Source organism: Microbacterium ulmi, from assembly GCF_011759705.1.
Classification (GTDB): Bacteria; Actinomycetota; Actinomycetes; order Actinomycetales; family Microbacteriaceae; genus Microbacterium; species Microbacterium ulmi.
In genome coordinates, this window is the sequence record NZ_JAAOZF010000001.1 from 1,597,815 (window position 1) to 1,615,742 (window position 17,928).

The 17,928-nt window shown below is 71.5% G+C and carries 10 protein-coding genes; 8 read left to right on the forward strand and 2 right to left on the reverse strand.

The features are described from left to right. Both FHS08_RS07705 and FHS08_RS07710 read right to left on the reverse strand, forming a co-directional pair. The gene (locus FHS08_RS07705) at positions 1-693 is read right to left on the reverse strand and encodes a response regulator transcription factor (RefSeq protein WP_167037513.1); all 693 of its coding nucleotides are present in this window, start codon (positions 691-693) and stop codon (positions 1-3) included. Next, a complete protein-coding gene (locus FHS08_RS07710; protein ID WP_167037516.1) occupies positions 690-2,777 on the reverse strand; it encodes a sensor histidine kinase in 2,088 nt (695 codons plus the stop codon). Before FHS08_RS07710 ends, FHS08_RS07705 begins: the two co-directional genes overlap by 4 nt. A 185-nt stretch (positions 2,778-2,962) precedes the next feature. On the opposite strand from FHS08_RS07710, the gene FHS08_RS07715 reads away from it, so the two are divergent. From FHS08_RS07715 to FHS08_RS07750, 8 genes are all read left to right on the forward strand, one after another. Next, positions 2,963-3,430, forward strand: a complete 468-nt coding sequence (locus tag FHS08_RS07715; RefSeq protein ID WP_167037519.1) for a DUF6220 domain-containing protein — start codon at positions 2,963-2,965, stop codon at positions 3,428-3,430. A 23-nt stretch (positions 3,431-3,453) separates the two neighbouring features. Continuing rightward, positions 3,454-5,448 (forward strand): multicopper oxidase family protein, encoded by a 1,995-nt coding sequence (locus FHS08_RS07720; protein ID WP_167037522.1) that lies wholly within the window; start codon positions 3,454-3,456, stop codon positions 5,446-5,448. 7 nt (positions 5,449-5,455) lie between these two features. Continuing rightward, on the forward strand, positions 5,456-6,052 hold the full coding sequence (locus tag FHS08_RS07725; RefSeq protein WP_167037525.1) for a hypothetical protein: 597 nt from the start codon (positions 5,456-5,458) through the stop codon (positions 6,050-6,052). Positions 6,053-6,175: 123 nt separating this feature from the next. Next, positions 6,176-8,410 (forward strand): LLM class flavin-dependent oxidoreductase, encoded by a 2,235-nt coding sequence (locus tag FHS08_RS07730; RefSeq protein ID WP_167037527.1) that lies wholly within the window; start codon positions 6,176-6,178, stop codon positions 8,408-8,410. Positions 8,411-8,586: 176 nt separating this feature from the next. Further along, the gene (locus FHS08_RS07735; protein ID WP_167037530.1) at positions 8,587-8,814 is read left to right on the forward strand and encodes a CopG family transcriptional regulator; all 228 of its coding nucleotides are present in this window, start codon (positions 8,587-8,589) and stop codon (positions 8,812-8,814) included. Then, positions 8,811-9,239, forward strand: coding sequence for a PIN domain-containing protein (locus FHS08_RS07740; protein ID WP_167037533.1), 429 nt, complete (start codon positions 8,811-8,813; stop codon positions 9,237-9,239). Before FHS08_RS07735 ends, FHS08_RS07740 begins: the two co-directional genes overlap by 4 nt. A 66-nt stretch (positions 9,240-9,305) precedes the next feature. Then, a complete protein-coding gene (locus tag FHS08_RS07745) occupies positions 9,306-11,654 on the forward strand; it encodes an ATP-binding cassette domain-containing protein (protein WP_167037536.1) in 2,349 nt (782 codons plus the stop codon). A 229-nt stretch (positions 11,655-11,883) separates the two neighbouring features. Beyond that, a complete protein-coding gene (locus tag FHS08_RS07750) occupies positions 11,884-17,916 on the forward strand; it encodes an Ig-like domain-containing protein (protein ID WP_167037539.1) in 6,033 nt (2,010 codons plus the stop codon). The last annotated feature ends 12 nt before the right edge of the window (positions 17,917-17,928 follow it).

A 17,928-nucleotide genomic window follows, 5' to 3' on the forward strand; every position in this document is an offset into this window, starting at 1 on the left:
TCAGCGCTCGGTCTCGATCGGCCGGGCGCTGCCCTGGTCCTGGAGGTAGGCCAGCACCGCGGCGACCCGGCGGTGCACGTGCCGCTCGTCCGACAGGCCGAGCTTCGAGAACAGGGAGGACGCGTACTTCTCGATCGACGACTCCGACAGGTGCAGCTCCTGAGCGATCGCCCCGTTGGTCCGTCCCTGCGCCATGAGGCCGAGGACGTCGCGCTCGCGCTCGCTCAGCGCGGCCAGGGGCGACGAGGCCCGTCCGGCGTGAACGAGCGACGCGACGACGACGGGGTCGATCTGCGAGCCGCCCGCGGCGACGGTCTGCACGGCGCCGATCAGGGTGCTCGGATCGCCGATCCGCTCCTTGAGGAGGTAGGCCATGCCGGCGGTGCCGCTGCGCAGCAGGTCCATCGCGTACGTCGCGTCGTTGTACTGCGACAGCACGACGATGCCGATCCCGGGATGTCGCCCCCGGAGGCGGTGCGCGGCCTCGATGCCCTCGGTCCCGTGGGCCGGCGGCATCCGGATGTCGGTGACGACCGCATCCGGCAGCTCGCGGTCGACGACCCGCTCCAGCTCTTCGGCGTCGCCCACCACCGCGATCACGTCGATCGCGCCGTCGACGGAGAGCGCCCGGCGCACGCCCTCGCGCACGAGGTAGTGGTCGTCGGCGACCACGACGCGCAGCCGCGCGGTCATTGCGGGCTCCGCTCGGCGGCGATCGGGAACTCGGCGGTGACCGTCGTCCCGCCGCCGGGTCGCGAGACCACCTCGAGGCGTCCGCCGAGCGCGGCGACCCGCTCCCGCAGGTTGGCGAGGCCGCTGCCGGTGGCCCGCTCCACGTCGAAGCCGACTCCGTCGTCGCGCGCGCACACCTCGAGCGCCCGGCCCTCCAGGTGCAGCTCGATCTCGATGCGATGCGCCGAGCCGTGCTTGAGCGTGTTCGCGAGCGCCTCGGCGAGCGTGAAGTACGCCGCCCCCTCCACTTCGTCCGACAGGCGGATCCCGCGCAGCACGGGATCGGCCCGCACCTCCACCGCGACGGGATGCCGGCCCGCCAGCGCCTCCACCGCGGCCAGCAGCCCGTGGTCGCTCAGCACGGAGGGGTGGATCCCCTGGGCGAAGTCGCGCAGGTCGGCGAGCACGCGGCGCAGACCCTCCTGCGCCCTCTCGAGGTCTTCGCCGACGGCGTCGCCGCTGCGCCCATACTCCTGCCGCGCCTGCCCCACGAGCCCGATGAGGGCCGTGAGGTCCTGCTGGACGCCGTCGTGGATGTTCCGCTCGATGCGCCGGCGCTCCTGCTCCTGGGCGCGCGCGAGGCGAGCGCGCGACGTGCGCAGCAGCGCGGCCTGGTCGGTGAGCTCCTGCTTCAGCCGGACGTTGCGCACCGCCATGCCGGCCTGGCGGGCGAAGGTCTCGATGATCGCCACGTCGGCGCCGCTGAGATGGCCCGACGTCTTCTGCCCGCACTCGATCATCCCGACGCGTTCGCCGTCGACCTCGATGGGCACCACGAGCGCAGCCGGCGGCTCGCCGTCCGCGGCACCCGTCCCGCCGTCGCTGCGGAGCAGCCGCACGCGCGCCCAGCGCAGGCCCATGCCGTCTTCGAGCGTGGCGCGCATGCGCGGCAGCAGCGCGTCGAGGTCGTAGGTGCCCGCGAGCGACTCGCCCAGCCCGACGACGAGCTGCGCCGGATCGGTGCGCGCTCCGAACACCCAACGGTCGGCGAGCCGCTCGAGCCGTGCACGCACGGGCTGGAACGCGACCGCCGCGACCATCGCGACGGCGACCGCCCAGCCGACGGGCAGCAGGGCGCCTGCGGCGGTGCCGACCGTCGACGCGACGATGACGAAGACGACCGCGATCACGGTCCACAGCAGCCCGTAGAGCACCGTCCCCCGGACCACCCGATCCGCGTTGAGGCCGGCCGGCTGCAGCATCCCGAGCCCGATGGCCACGGCGAAGCCGATGACCACCGCGCCCCAGGCAAGCGAGACGAACACGTCTGCCGCGCCCGTGAGGACCGCCTGCGAGACGAGCGGGATGGGCATCAGCGCCACGGGGACGAGGAGCCAGCGCATCGGACGCCGCGCCCGCGCGTCGGCTCTGCGGTATCTGAGGGCGAGCAGCACCGCGCCGACGATCACGACGGCAGGACCGGTGACCTCCTGCGCAACGCCGCCGATGCGGGGATCGATCGCGACGAGCGGGTTGGCGAACGGGTTCGGGATCGACTCGTCGCTCACGTAGAACGGCAGCACGACGGTGGGGCTGCTCGCGATGAGCACGATCGGCACGAGGAGGGCGAGCCACGTGAGGCGCAGCACGACCTGCTCGTACGGGCGTTGCACGACCCCGTCGGCGAACAGCCCGAGAACCCGTGCGACGGCGATCGCAGGGATCAGGTAGAGGCACTCCTGGGCGAGGTTCCACAGCGCCACCGTTGCGTCCGGTGCGCTCGCGGCGAGGGCTTCGCGCAGGCCCCAGATCGCGACCTCGAACACCGTCACGAGGGTGGCGAGCGCGAGCCAGGGGACGAGCGGATGCTGCGGCCGACGCACGAGGACCACGATGGCCACCGCGACGGTGACGGCGTACATGACCATCCAGGGCAGGAAGTGCCAGAGGTCGGCGGAGAACGCGGCCACCACGACGACGACCCAGCACGTCGAGGACAGCCCGACGAGCCCCCACGCGATCACGGGGCGCACGGCGCTTCCCGAGCGGGCACCTCCCCGCAGTCGGAGGCCGGACGCGTCGCCCGGCAGCGCGCTGGTCGTCATGGCACGTCCCATGATGGACCTCTCCCGGGCGCTTGTCGTGGGGCATCCCCATCGATGCCGTTGTGGATTTCCGCAGTCGAGTGTGCGGCCAGCGGGATGTGCCAGGGCTTCGCACGACCCGTAGCGTGCAGCGCATCGCACCGTGTCCGCCCGTGCCGCTCGGCACGCTGATCCCGGAGGGTTCCATGCGCAAGGCATTCCTCGTCGTCAACGCGCTGCTGACGCTGTCGCTCATCGCGCAGCTCTACTTCGCGGCGCTCGGCGTCTTCTCGCCCCCTGAGGACGAGCTGTTCCGGTTCCATGCGATGAACGGACGGTTCATCCTTCCCGTGCTGATCATCGTGTGGATCGTGTTCGGCTTCATCGCCAGGATCGGCCGGACGAGCATCATCCTGACCTTCGTCGGCCTCGTGCTCCTCGCGCTCCAGACCGGCTACTTCCTCATCGCGGGGGCGATGGGGGCGACGCCGCCGCCGAACGAGTACACGCCGGGGGCGACTCCGTACGTCCTGGCCCTGCACGGGCTCGGCGGGACGCTCCTGCTGCTGCTCACGGTCTGGGTGTTCTTCCGCGTGCGGGGCATGGGTCCGCTCGGCCGGTCGTCGGCGGAGACGACGGCGTCCGAGCCGGTCACGTCGACGCCCACGACCTGACCTCGCGAGGAAGGGAGGCTCCGATGCGCGCCGTGCTGCTCGGCATCGGATACCTCGTGCTCGCCGCCGCCGGCGCGACGTGCTGGGGACTCGTGCTCGCGAGCTCACGTCGCACCGGAGGCGGCGCCTCCAGGGCGCTGGGCCTGCTCGTCCTCGGCGGACTGGCTGCCCTGTCCGGGCGGGGGCTCGTTGCGTGGCTGCTCGCGCAGCAGGACGTCGGGTTCGCGCAGGAGAAGCTCGCGGTCGGCCTGCCGCTCAGCGCTGCCGCGTCGATCCTCGTGGCTTCGCTGTGGTGGATGCCGCGCCGCGGCGACGTCGTGACCGCCCGGCGCGACGCGGTCACGGCGGGTGCGCTGGCTGCGGCCGCAGGCGCCGCGGTCGTCGAGATCGTTCTGACGGTCGTCGTCGGCGCTCCCGTCGGAGCGGCGGCGGCGGTGGCATCCGTCGCCGCCGTCGCGGGCGCGGGAGTCGCGACGGGGCTCGCGCGAGCCGCGCCGTCGCGCGCGGCGAGGCGCCCGGCCCTCGCCGCGGGGGCCGCCGCGATCGCCGTCGTCGTCGGCGTGGGCCTCGTCGGGTTCGTGAACTCGTTCGGCGCGGGCGCGCTGCAAGCCGGCGGGTTCGGGCCGGCTGCCGCGCACGGGCACGGCGCCGAGCCCGGCACCTCCCCGCCCACGGGCGATCGCCCCGTCACCGACCTGACCGCGGCTCCGCACGCGACGGCGGCGGCGGGCGAGACCGTCCAGGTCGTGCTCAGCGCCCAGCGGCAGCGGCTCACCCTGCCGTCCGGGAAGACGGTCGCGGCGTGGACGTTCGGCGCGCTCGGCGGCCCCGCGATCGTCGCGCGGGTGGGCGACACGCTCTCGGTCCGCGTGACGAACGTCGACATCGATTCCGGCGCGACCGTGCACTGGCATGGCTACCCCGTCGCGAACGCGTTCGATGGAGTCGCCGGAGTGACGCAGGATGCCGTGAGACCCGGCGGCCAGTACCTCGCGGACATCCCGATGTCGCAGCCGGGCACGTACTGGTATCACACTCATCAGCGCAGCTCGGATGGCGTCGTGCGCGGGCTGTACGGCACTCTCGTCGTGCAGCCCGAGACCGGCCCCACCGAGGACGTCGACCTCACCCTGCCGGTGCACACCTTCTCGGGATCGGTCGTGCTGGGCACCAGCGACGTGCTCGAGGAGCGAGTGGTCGAAGCCGGCAGGTCCGTCCGCCTCCGGCTCGTCAACACCGATCAGACCCCGCACACCTTCGCGGTGCGGGGGGCGCCCTTCCGCATCGCGGCGCTCGACGGGATGGATGTCGCATCCCGCTCCCTGCGTGACAGGTCGGTCGTCGTCGCCGCGGGTGGCCGGGTCGACGTCGTGCTCGTGATGCCCGACGCCGCCGTGCGGGTCGGCGTCGCGAGTGCACGGAAGGCGGGCATCGCCCTGCTGCCGCGCGCGGGCGCGGACGTGCCTGCGCTCTCGATCCCCGCGACGGCGTTCGACCCCCTCTCGGATCTCGGGCCAGCGCTCGCCGACAGCGCCCCGCGGTCGGCCGCGGATGCCGCGATCGACGCCGCGCTGCACGGCGACGGCTTCGACGTGGAGCGGACGCTCATCCTCGACCGTCTTCCGCGCATCGTCCAGGGAGCGCCGAACTATGCGTACACCGTCGACGGGCGGGTGTATCCCCACATCGAGCCGACGATCGTCGACGCAGGCGACGTGGTCCGCCTCCGGTTCGTGAATCGGAGCTCCGAGACGCATCCGATGCACCCGCACGGGCACGCCGTGAGGGTGCTGTCGGTCGACGGCCGGATGCCGGAGCAGCCGCTGTGGCTCGACACGTTCGACGTCGGCCCGGGCGAGGTATGGGAGGTCGCGCTGTACGCCGACAACCCGGGCATCTGGATGGACCATTGCCACAACCTCGAGCACGCGGCGCTCGGCATGGTGACGCACCTCGCCTACCGGGGCGTGTCGTCGCCGTTCGAGCACGGGGGACCGGCGGGCAATCAGCCGGAGTGAGGGGATCATGCCGGAGCAGCTGCGCATCTGGACGGGGCTCGCGGGAGCCATGCTCGCCGCGGCGGGCATCGTGCTCGTCCTCTTCTTCGTGCTCGCGATGCCGTTCGGGGTGGCCCGCGCGCAGTGGGCCTGGCTGGGCCCCGTCAACGACTGGCTCTCCGTGCTCGCGGCGGGTCCGTGGATCGTCGCGACCCTCCTGCTCGCGCAGCGTGCCCGCATGACGGGCGCGTGGTGGATCTTCACGGGCGCCGTCGTCATCGGAATCGTCGCGATGACGATCGTGACGGTCCTCATGCTCGCGGGCCGGGCGACGCTTGCCGTGCAGTACGTCGCGGCGGTGCCGACGATCGCGCTCGCGATCCTCTGGGCGGTGTTCGCGACCCGCCTCGCGGTCGGGCGGGCGTTCGTCCCGCCGTGGATCGCCGTGCTCGCCGTCGTGCTCGCGACGGCGTTCGTGATCGCGTTCGTGCTGATCGGCGCGTCGTCCGCTCTGCCCCAGGGACCTGGTCGCACGGCGCTCTGGCTCGTCGGCGGTGCCGTGGGACTCGTCGTCTACGTCGGCTACCCGGCGCTGTGGCTGTGCATCGCGTCGACGGCCCGCTGACGCCGCAGGGCGGCGCGGGCGTGGATGCCGCGGCCCGGCCGTCGCGCTGAGCGTCCGTGCGCCAGGCGGTCGCGGAATAACGCGGCATCCCGAGCCGTTCCGGAAGACGTGGATTACGGACACATGCTCGAGTTCGGAGCCTTCATCACCCCGTCGGCGGCGAACCCGCAGTCCCCGGTGGCGCTCGCACAGGTGGCCGAGGCGTCCGGTCTCGATCTCGTCACGTTCCAGGACCACCCGTATCAGCCGGCGTTCCTCGACACGTGGACGCTCATGACCTACGTCGCCGCCCAGACGCAGACGATCCGCGTGGCCCCGAACGTGCTCAACCTGCCGCTGCGCCCGCCTGCCGTCGTCGCGCGGTCGGCTGCGAGCCTCGACCTGCTCTCCGGCGGGCGCTTCAGTCTCGGCATCGGCGCAGGCGGCTTCTGGGACGCCATCGCGGCGATGGGCGGCACGCGCCTCACACCGGGCCAGGCCGTGACGGCGCTCGACGAGGCGATCGACGTCATCCGCGCTCTCTGGGACACCGACGAGCGCGGCGGCGTGTTCACCGAGGGCCGCCACCATCGCGTGACCGGCGCGAAGCGCGGCCCGCGGCCGGCGCACGACATCCCGATCTGGATCGGCGCCTACAAGCCCCGCATGCTCGCCCTCACAGGACGCAAGGGCGACGGGTGGCTGCCGTCGCTGCCGTACCTGCAGCCCGGCGACCTCGCGAAGGGCAATGCCGCGATCGACGAGGCCGCCATCTCCGTCGGCCGCGACGTCCGCGAGATCCAGCGTCTGCTCAACGTCGGGGCGCCGCAGACCGACGTCACGACGTGGATCGAGCAGCTCGCGAGCCTCGCGCTCGACGACGGCATCGGCACGTTCATCGTCATGGGCGACGACCCGCGGGTTCTCCAGCAGCTCGGCCAGGATGTCGCGCCCGCCGTGCGCGAGCTCGTCGCACGCGAGCGCGGCGTCCGCGGCACGAGCGCGGGTCCGGTCCGCAGCGCGATCGCGCTGGCCCGTCGCCGCGACGGGATCGCGTACGACGACGTCCCCGTGGGCCTGCGCACGATCGAGCCCGGCGACTTCGAGTACGCCGATGTCCGCTCGACCTACATGCGCGGCGGCGCGCCGGGAATCGTGCTGCAGCCCGACTCGCCCGCGCAGGTCGCCGAGGCCGTCGCGTTCGGGCGGCGGCATCCTGAACTGCCCCTCGCGGTGCGCAGCGGCGGCCACGGCGTGAGCGGCCGCAGCACGAACGACGGCGGCATCGTCATCGACGTGCGGCGTCTCAACGCGATCGAGGTGCTCGACGAGGACCGCCGTCTCGTGCGGATCGGCCCCGGCGCGCGCTGGATGGAGGTCGCGGCGGCCCTCGGCGAGCACGGCTGGGCCCTCACATCGGGCGACTACGGCGGGGTCGGCGTCGGCGGTCTCGCGACGGCGGGCGGCATCGGCTTCCTCGCCCGCGAGCACGGCCTCACGATCGACCACATGGTCGCGGCCGAGCTCGTGCTCGCCGACGGGTCGATCGTGCGGACGGATGCCGAGACCCGCCCCGACCTGTTCTGGGCCGTCCGCGGCGCCGGGGCGAACGTCGGCATCGTGACGGCGTTCGAGTTCGTCGTCGACGAGGTCGGCGATGTCGGCTGGGCGCAGCTCGCGTTCGACGCGACGGATGCCGAGGCCTTCCTCGAGGGCTACGGGCGCATCATGGAATCGGCGCCGCGCGACCTCACGGCATTCCTCATCATGGGCGCCGCGCGCCCCGGGCAGCCGCGCATCGCCCAGCTCATGGCCATGATCGACTCCGACGACCCCGACACGATCATCGAGCGCCTGCAGCCGTTCGCCGAGCTCGCGCCGCTCGTGCAGCAGTCCGTGACCGTGACGACGTATCCGCGGGTCATGGCCAACGCCGACCTCGGTCCGCAGCACGGCTCGGGCGAGCCGCACGCGCGCTCCGCGCTCCTCGAGCACATCACGCCCGCGTTCGCGCGCGACGCCGTCGCGATGCTCGACGCGGGCGGGTCGTACTTCCTGCAGTTCCGCGCGGTGGGCGGCGCGGTCGCCGACGTCCCCGAGGACGAGACGGCGTACTCCACCCGGTCCGCGAACTTCTCGGTCATCGCGTTCGGCGCGAACCCCGACCGGCTCGACGCGACCTGGGAGCCCGTCCGCGGGCACGCGCGGGGCATGTACCTGAGCTTCGAGACGTCGCTGCGTCCCGAGCGGATCACGGAGGCGTTCCCGCTGCACAAGCTCGAGCGCCTGCGCGCGATCAAGGCGGAGGTCGACCCCGACGGCGTCTTCGCCGACAACTTCTCCGTGACGCAGTGCGAAGAGGTCGAGGCCGCGGCCTGAGTCCGCCCGGACGTCCTGGCACCGCATCCGCTGCTGTTTCGCGCACCCGCGCCGCACAGATGCGCCGCGGGTGCACAGTTCAGGAGCGGTCGTGGGGCCGCCGTTGGCGCGAGGCGATGCGACGCCAAGCGGATGCGGCTGTTGACCGGTGATGAGTGATGCGTGATGCTTGATGCATGCGGACGACACTGACGATCGACGACGACGTCCTCGCGGCAGCCAAGCAGTTCGCCGACTCGCGGGGGATCACGCTGGGGGAGGCGATCTCGCAGCTGGCGCGAGCGACGCTGACGGAGAGGCGCCGATTCGGGATGCGCAACGGGATCATGCTGCTGCCGACCTCTCCCGACGCCGCACGTGCCACTGTCGAGGACGTCACGGCGCTGCAGGACGACGCGTCGTGACCACGCACCTCCTCGACGTCAACGCCGTGATCGCCCTGATCGATCCGCTCCACGTCCACCACGACCGTGCGCATCGCTGGTTCGCAGCGCGCGGTTCCGCACCGTGGCACACGAGCCCGACGGTGCAGAACGGCGTCGTCCGGGTCGTGAGTCATCCGAACTATCCGAACACGCAGCCCGCGCCCGTGGTTCTCGCAAGCCTCGCGAGCCTCGTGGCCCGCGAGGACCACGTGTTCCTCGCGGATGCCGTGAGCCTGCTCGACGCGTCGGTGCACACCGAGCGGCTGCTCGCGAGCTCGCAGGTGACCGACACCTACCTGCTGCACCTCGCGGCCTCCAACGACGCGCTGCTCGCGACCTTCGACACCCGCATCGTCACGACCGCCGTGCCGTCGGGGTCGGACGTCGTGTTCGCGATCCCCTGAGCGCGAGCGGCGGATGCCGCGGCATCCCACGAGCGCGGTGTCTGTGTCCCACGGCAGACTGGGCTCATGGCCGAGACTGCCCACATCGCCGACTCCCACGACCTGATCCGCGTCGTCGGCGCGCGTGAGAACAACCTCAAGGACGTCAGCGTCGACATCCCGAAGCGGCGGCTCACGGTCTTCACGGGCGTGAGCGGCTCGGGCAAGTCGTCGCTCGTGTTCGCGACGATCGCGAACGAGTCGCAGCGGCTCATCAACGAGACCTATCCGACGTTCGTGCAGCAGTTCATGGGGCAGCTCAGCCGCCCCGAGGTCGACGCTCTCGAGAACGTGAGCCCTGCGATCGTCGTCGACCAGGAGCGCATGGGCGCGAACGCGCGCTCGACCGTCGGCACGGCCACCGACGCGCACGCGATGCTCCGCATCCTGTTCAGCCGACTCGGCCAGCCCCATGTCGGGTCGCCGCAGGCGTTCTCGTTCAACGTCCCCTCCGTCTCGGGTGCGGGGGCCGTGACGCTGCAGAAGGGCGGCAAACAGGTCAAGGAGCGCCGCTCGTTCGAGATCACGGGCGGCATGTGCCCGCGGTGCGAGGGCCTCGGCGAGGTCAGCGACGTCGATCTCGACGAGCTCTTCGACCGGACGAAGTCCCTCGCCGAGGGGGCGATCACGATCCCCGGGTACAACGTCGATGGATGGATGGTGCGCGGCTACACGGAATCAGGCCTCGTCGACCCGGACAAGCCGATCGCCGACTACACCGAGCAGGAGCTCGCGGACTTCCTCTACAAAGAGCCCACGAAGGTCAAGATCCAGAACATCAACATGACCTACGAGGGACTCATCCCGAAGATCACGAAGTCGATGCTCCAGAAAGACCGCGACGCGCTCCAGCCGCACATCCGCGCGTTCGTCGAGCGGGCCGTGAAGTTCATGCCGTGCCCGGAATGCGATGGCACGCGCCTCAACGAGGGCGCGCGCTCGTCGAAGATCAGAGGCAAGAGCATCGCGGATGCCGCGGCCATGCAGATCACCGACCTGGCGGAGTGGCTGCGCGAGATCGGCGACCCCGAGGTCGCGCCCCTCCTGCAGGGTCTGCGTGCCCTCATCGACTCGTTCGTCGACATCGGGCTGGGCTACCTCTCGCTCGACCGCTCGTCGGGCACGCTGTCGGGCGGCGAGGCGCAGCGCACGAAGATGATCCGCCACCTCGGCTCGGCTCTCACCGACATCACCTACGTCTTCGACGAGCCGACGGCGGGGCTGCACCCGCACGACATCCAGCGCATGAACGAGCTCCTCGGGCTCCTGCGCGACAAGGGCAACACCGTCCTCGTCGTCGAGCACAAGCCCGAGGTCATCGAGATCGCCGACCACATCGTCGACCTGGGCCCGGGCGCAGGCCGCGCGGGCGGCGAGGTCCAGTACGAGGGGGATGTCGCGGGCCTGCGCGCCTCCGACACCATCACCGGCCGCCACCTCGACCACCGAGCACGGCTCAAGCCGTCGACCCGTGCCGCGAACGGCTCTCTCCCCATCCGCGGCGCGACGCAGCACAACCTGAAGAGCGTCGACGTCGACGTGCCGCTCGGCATCCTCACGGTCGTCACGGGTGTCGCAGGATCGGGGAAGTCTTCGCTCATCCACGGCAACGTGCCGGCGTTCGACGACGTCGTGATCGTCGACCAGGCCCCGATCAAGGGCTCGCGCCGCAGCAGTCCCGCGACCTACACGGGACTGCTCGACGTCATCCGCGCGGCGTTCGCGAAGGCCAACGGGGTCAAGCCGGGCCTGTTCAGCGCGAACTCGGAAGGGGCGTGCCCCGCGTGCCGAGGGCTCGGCGTCATCATCACGACGCTCGGGTTCACACAGACGGTCGAGACCCTGTGCGAGCTGTGCGACGGGTCGGGCTTCAGCGACGACGTGCTCGAGTACACGCTCGAGGGGAAGAACATCGCGGAGGTGCTCGCGATGTCGGCGGCCGAGGCATCCGAGTTCATCACGAAAGGACCGGCGCACACGACCCTGGCCCGCATGATCGACGTCGGAATCGGCTACATCACGCTCGGGCAGGCGCTCAACACCCTCTCGGGCGGCGAGCGGCAGCGGCTCAAGCTCGCGATCTCGATGGCGAAGAAGGGCGCGATCTACGTGCTCGACGAGCCCACGACGGGCCTGCACCTCGCCGACATCGACAACATGCTGGCGCTGCTCGACCGGCTCGTCGACGACGGCAACTCCGTCATCGTCATCGAGCACCACCAGGCCGTCATGGCGCACGCCGACTGGATCATCGACCTCGGCCCGGGCGCCGGGCACGACGGCGGTCGCGTCGTGTTCGAGGGGACGCCCGCCGATCTCGTGGCGGCCGGCGGCACCCTCACTGCCGAGCATCTCGCGAGATACGTCGGAGCCTGACGCGGCGAGGCGGGTCGGTTCGTCGGCGAGGGGTGCGGGACGGCGCCGACGAGGCGAGTCCGAACCCCCTCGCCGCGGCGCCCTTTCCACCGGGAAGCGGCGCCCTTTCCACCGGGAAAAGGAGCGATCGCGACTTCCGGTTAGGCTGAAACGGCCATAGTCTTGCGCATCCCCTGCTCAGCGGGGATGCCGCCGCACGTTCCGAATCGCGTCTTGGGGGCACGACCGCATGAAGTCCTTCGCGTGGCTGCGGTCGCGCCCGCGAACGATCGCGTCCGCGGGCATCGTCACGGCGTCCGCCGTCGCGATCACGACGATGGCCTTCGTCTATCAGGGACTCCCCACGACCGAGGTCGATCTGCACGACGGCGGAGTGTGGGTCACGAAGAGCTCGAGTCTGCTCGTCGGGCACTTCAACCACGAGTCGAAGGTGCTCGACGGCGGTCTGCGGACCACGACGGACGACTACGACATCCTGCAGTCCGGAGACACGATCCTCCTCGTCGACCGGACGGGCGCGCAGCTGACGGTCGTCGACCCCGCCACCGTCGTGCTCACCGACTCGGCCGACCTTCCGGCATCCGCCGTCGTCGCGCTCGGCGGCCCGACCGTCGCCGTGCTCGACCCCGACTCGGGCGAGCTGTGGATCACGCCCGCGGACGGGGTCGCCGCCTTCGAGGTGCAGGGATCCGATCCCGTCGCGACCCTCGGCCCGGGTGCGGATGTCGCGGTCGGCCTCGACGGGACGGTGCACGCCGTGTCGCGGGAGGATGCCGAGATCCTCACGATCCCCGTCGACCAGGGCGAGCCGGGAGACATCTCCCGCCGCCAGATCGGCGACGACCCCGGCGAGGTGTCCATCACGGCCGTGGGCGCCACCGGCGTCGCGCTCGATCGGGCCGACGGCACGCTCTACACGTCGGACGGCGCCGCGCTCGCCGTCGCGGGCGCCGACACGGCGGTTCTGCAGCAGCCGTCCGCGGCGGCCGACGCCGTCACGCTGTCGACCGTCTCGTCGATCGTGCGGGTGCCGTTCGACGGTGCGGAGCCGACGGTGCTCAGCTCGGGCGCGCAGGGCGTCCCTGCCGCTCCCGTGTGGCTGCAGGGCTGCGCCTACGGTGCATGGTCGCAGTCCGCGAAGCTCGTGCGCGACTGCCTCGGCGAAGACCTCGACCTCACGACGGATGTCGAGGGGGCCGAGGACTCGACACTCCGCTTCCGCGTCAACCGCGACGTCGTCGTGCTCAACGACATCGTCGGCGGTGCCGCCTGGATGGCCAGCGACAGCATGCAGCGGGTCGACAACTGGAACGACGTGACGCCTCCCGAGGGCGACACGGAGGAGGACGAGCAGACGACGGAGGAATCCGTCGAGACGACGCTTCCCGAGCGGTCGGAGCAGAACACCCAGCCGATCGCGAACGACGACGAGTTCGGCGTGCGGCCGGGGCGCACGACGCTGCTGCCCGTCCTCGACAACGACAGCGACGCCGACGGAGACGTGCTCGATGCCACCGTGGTCGACGGCGGTCCTTCCCTCGGAGCCGCGCAGCCCGTCAACAACGGCGCGGCGCTCCAGATCGCCGTGCCGGACGACGCCAAGGGCGGCGACACCTTCCGATACCGGGTCGACGACGGCCGCGGCGGGCAGGCCGAGGCATCCGTCCGTCTCGACGTGCACGGCTGGGACGTCAACGGCGCCCCGGAGCAGAAGCGCGTGACGACGGTCACCGTGGAGTCCGGCGGCACCGTCTCGTACAACGTCCTGCCCGACTGGCTGGACCCGGACGGCGACGACGTGTTCCTCAGCGCCGTGACGCCCGCCGAGGGCGACGAGGCCGACTTCACGTCCGACGGGCGCATCACCTACCGTGCGATCGGCGGGACGCAGGGTCGCAAGGACGTGTCGATCGTCGTGTCGGACGGCACGAAGGCGACAGAGGGGATCGTGCGGTTCGACGTGCGCCCGATCGGCTCGACGGTCCCCGTCACGAACGCCGACCACGTCGTCGTGCGGGTCGGGCAGACCGCGACGGTCGCACCGCTCGCGAACGACACGAGCTCGGGCCGCGAGCCGCTGCGCCTCACCCGCGTCGACGAGGTCGCGGGGGCGCAGATCGTGCCCGACTTCGCCAACAAGACGTTCACGTTCAGCTCGGCCGCCGCCGGGATCTATTACGTGCAATACCTCGTCGCGGCGGGGGCCAACGCCGTGCCCGGCCTCGTGCGCGTCGACGTCCTGGAGGAGTCCGACACCGACCTGCCTCCCGTCGCGGTGCGCGACATCGCGCTGCTGCCGAGCGGCGGCGAAGTGCTCGTCGACGTGCTCGCGAACGACACCGACCCGGCGGGCGGCATCCTGGTCGTGCAGTCCGTCACGGTGGAGCCCGGCAGCGGCATCGCCGTCGCGGTCCTCAACCACGAGACCCTCCGCATCGGCGATCAGTCCGCGCTCGGGGAGCAGGTGCGCATCAGCTATCGCATCTCGAACGGCACGCAGAGCGCCGAGGGCGACGTCATCGTGATCCCCGTCCCGGCACCCGCCCAGCTGCGGCCTCCCGTCGCGAACGACGATCAGGCGATCGTGCGCGCGGGCGATGTCGTGACGATCCCCGTGCTCGAGAACGACTACCATCCCAACGGCGACACGATCCACGTCGCCCCCGATCTCGTGCCGCCCCTCGTCGACCCCGAGGACGGCGACCTGTTCGTGTCGCAGGACACCCTGCGCTTCAAGGCGGGGGACGAGCCGGGAACCGTCTACGCGACGTACGAGGCCGTCGACAGCACGGGACAGAAGGATGCCGGGTACGTCACGATCCAGGTGCTCCCCGTCAACGCCGAGACCAACACGGCGCCGCGCCCGCGCGACCTGACGGCGCGAGTGCTCAGCGGCTCGCGGGTCGAGATCGCCGTGCCGCTGGACGGCATCGATCCCGACGGCGACTCCGTCCAGCTGGTCGGCATCGCGAGCGCGCCGCAGAAGGGCCGCATCGTCGAGACGGGGCCCGACTCGCTCGTGTACGAGGCACTCGCGGGCTCGACGGGCGTCGACGCCTTCACCTACCGCGTCCGCGACAGGCTGGGCAAGGAGGCGACCGCGCCGATCCGCATCGGCATCGCTCCGCCGGAGGCGACCAACCAGGCGCCGTACGCCGTCAAGGACTCCGTCGTCATGCGACCGGGCCGTACGATCGCGGTGCCCGTCCTGGCGAACGACTCCGACCCCGACGGCGACCGGATCGCACTCCTGTCCGACGCGCTCGTGCTGCCCGGGGTCGAGGGTCTGAAGGCGAGGGTGCAGGGCGATCGTGTGCTCGTGACCTCGCCCGATCGCGCGATCGAGACGTCGCTGCAGTACACGATCCGCGACGAGCGCGGCTCGACGGGGACGGCCGTGCTGCAGGTGACGGTCGCCGACGACGTCCCGCTTGTGCGGCCGATCGCCCGAGACGACCGCGTGCGCATCGAGGACATCGACGGCGAGTCCGTCGACGTCGAGGTGCTCGCGAACGACGAGGACCCCGATGGCACCGTCGGCGATCTGACGGTCGACGTCGAGGGCGCGCGCGTGCTCGCCGACGGCCGTGTGCGCGTCCGGCTCGGCGAGGAGGACCAGCTCCTCGCCTACACCGTGACCGATCTCGACGGGCTGACGGCATCCGCCTTCCTCTACGTGCCCGCCCTCGACTCGCTGCCGCCGACCCTCGCGTCGCAGGGCATCGAGGTCGCCAGCGGCGAGACGATCGAGATCCCGCTCGCCGACCACGTGAAGGCGGCGGGAGGCGGACGCGTCGTCGTCACGGAGGCCGCGAAGGTCACGGCCGTGCACTCGAACGGCGCCTCGCTCGTGAAGGACCAGACGACGCTCGTCTACACGTCGGCGGATCGCTACTTCGGCCAGGACGCGCTGACGTTCGAGGTCACCGACGGCACGGGCCCCGACGACCCGGAGGGTCGCAAGGCGACGCTGACACTGCCGATCACGGTGCTCCCGCCCGAGAACCAGCAGCCGTCGTTCGTCGATGGGCAGATGGATGTCGCGCCGGGCGAGGATGCCGCGACCCTCGACCTGCGGGCGCTCACGACCGATCCCGATCCCGACGACCTGGCCGGCATGCGGTACCGCATCATGGGCGACGTCCCCGCGGGGCTCACGGCATCCGTCGACGGCGCGACGCTCCATGTCGGCGCCGCGAGCAGCACGCGCAAGGGCACGACGGCGAGCATCGCGGTCGAGATCGCCGACGGCGAGACCGAGCCGATCCGCGGCAGCGTCACGGTGCGGGTCACGGCGTCGACGCGTCCGCTCCCGACCGCGAACGACGACACGGTCGCCGAGGCGCACCAGGGCAAGACCGTCACGGTGCCCGTGCTCGACAACGACTTCAACCCGTTCCCCGAGACGCCCCTCAAGATCGTCGCGTACGTCGTCGAGACCGGAGTCGGCGACGCCGAGATCTCCGGATCGGGCATCCGAGTGACGCCGGACGCCGACTTCTTCGGCACGATGGTCGTGCGCTACCGCGTGCAGGACGCGACGGAGGATGCCGACCGCGAGGTCGAGGGCCGCATCCGCCTCACGGTGCAGGGCCGCCCCGCCGTGCCGGGCAAGCCCGTCGTCTCGAGCGTGCAGGACCGCACCGTCGTGCTGTCGTGGACGCCGCCCGCCGACAACGGCGCCGAGATCACGGCGTACGAGGTGAGCGCCGTCGCCGGCGGCTATGCGAAGGAGTGCGTCGCGACGACGTGCACCCTGAGCGGGCTCACGAACAACGTCGAGTACAACTTCACCGTCATCGCCGTCAACCGCGTGGGGGAGTCGGACGCGTCGCCGGCATCCGAGACGGCACGACCCGATGCGCGACCCGACACGCCCAACCCGCCGCGGCTGCAGTTCGGCGACCGGAGCCTGTTCGTCGAGTGGGACACGCCCACGACGCCCGGCTCGCCCGTCGAGTCGTTCACGCTCGAGATCTCGCCGGCACCGCCGTCGGGCATCACGCAGAAGGCGAATGTGACGGGCAACTCGCTCACGTGGGACGGGCTCGAGAACGGCGCCTCGTACCAGGTGCGCGTGCAGGCGAACAACCGCGCGCCCGAGCCGTCGAGCTGGAGCGCGTATTCGGCGTCGATGGTTCCCGCCGCCCCGCCCGCCGCCGCCGCGGCCCCGTCGACCACCCGTCTCGAGCCCGTCGGAACGCAGGCACAGATGCAGGTCGCCTGGAACCCGCCCGCCAGCAATGGCGACACGATCGACGGCTACCGCCTCAACATCCTGCAGGGCGGCGCCGTCCGCACGACGATCAGCGTGCCGGCAGGCCAGACGTCGCAGGCCGTCTCGATCGACGCGTCGACGACCGACTACACGTTCACGGTCGCTGCCCACAACAAGGCCGGCTGGGGTGCCGACAGCGCACCATCCGCCCCCCGTCGCGCGTTCACGGTTCCCGGCGCCCCGACGAAGGTCACGGCATCGACGCCGAAGAACGACAGCGCCATCGTCGTCACGTACGGTGCCGCCCCGGGCAACGGCGCCAAGCCCGAGGAGCTGCGCTACGAGTACAACGTGGGCGGCGGCTGGCGCAGCGACTGGGACGGCGCCCGCATCACGGCGGGCATCTCGAACAACAACTCGTACACCGTCATGGTGCGCGCCTACACGTCGCTCGACGGCGTCCGGTACGACGGCACGGCGTCGGCGCCGTCGGCATCCGTCGCCCCCTACGGCCCGATCAACGTGCCGACCGCGACCGCATCCGCTTCGGGCACGAGCGTCACGTACTCGTGGGGTGCGCCGGCAAAGAACGGCCGCGACATCACCAAGATGGAGATCAACATCGACGGGGGCGGCTGGACGAGTCAGCCGGCGTCGGGGTCGACCACGCGCGGTCACGGCTACTCCGAGACGCACACGATCGAGGTGCGGGCGACGGATGCCGCGGGCCAGACCTCGTCGAAGTCGGCGTCGGCGCGCACGGCCGACCCGCCGCCGCAGCTCGCGTGGACGTCGCAGGGGCCGGACTCGGGCATCTGCTCGCCCGACACGTGCTACTACCTGCGCCTGAACGTCTCGAACTTCCCCGCGGGGAAGTACCAGATCAACTGCATGGAGAACGGCTCCCAGTTCGCGGGCGGCCGCACGTGGGACATCCCGGCCAACGGCTCGATAGACCTGAGCTGCTACCACGGCGGCATGAACATGCAGCTCTCCCTCCAGATCGTGGGCTGGGGAACCGCGACCGCGACCTCGTGGCCATAGCCGCGCGACTCA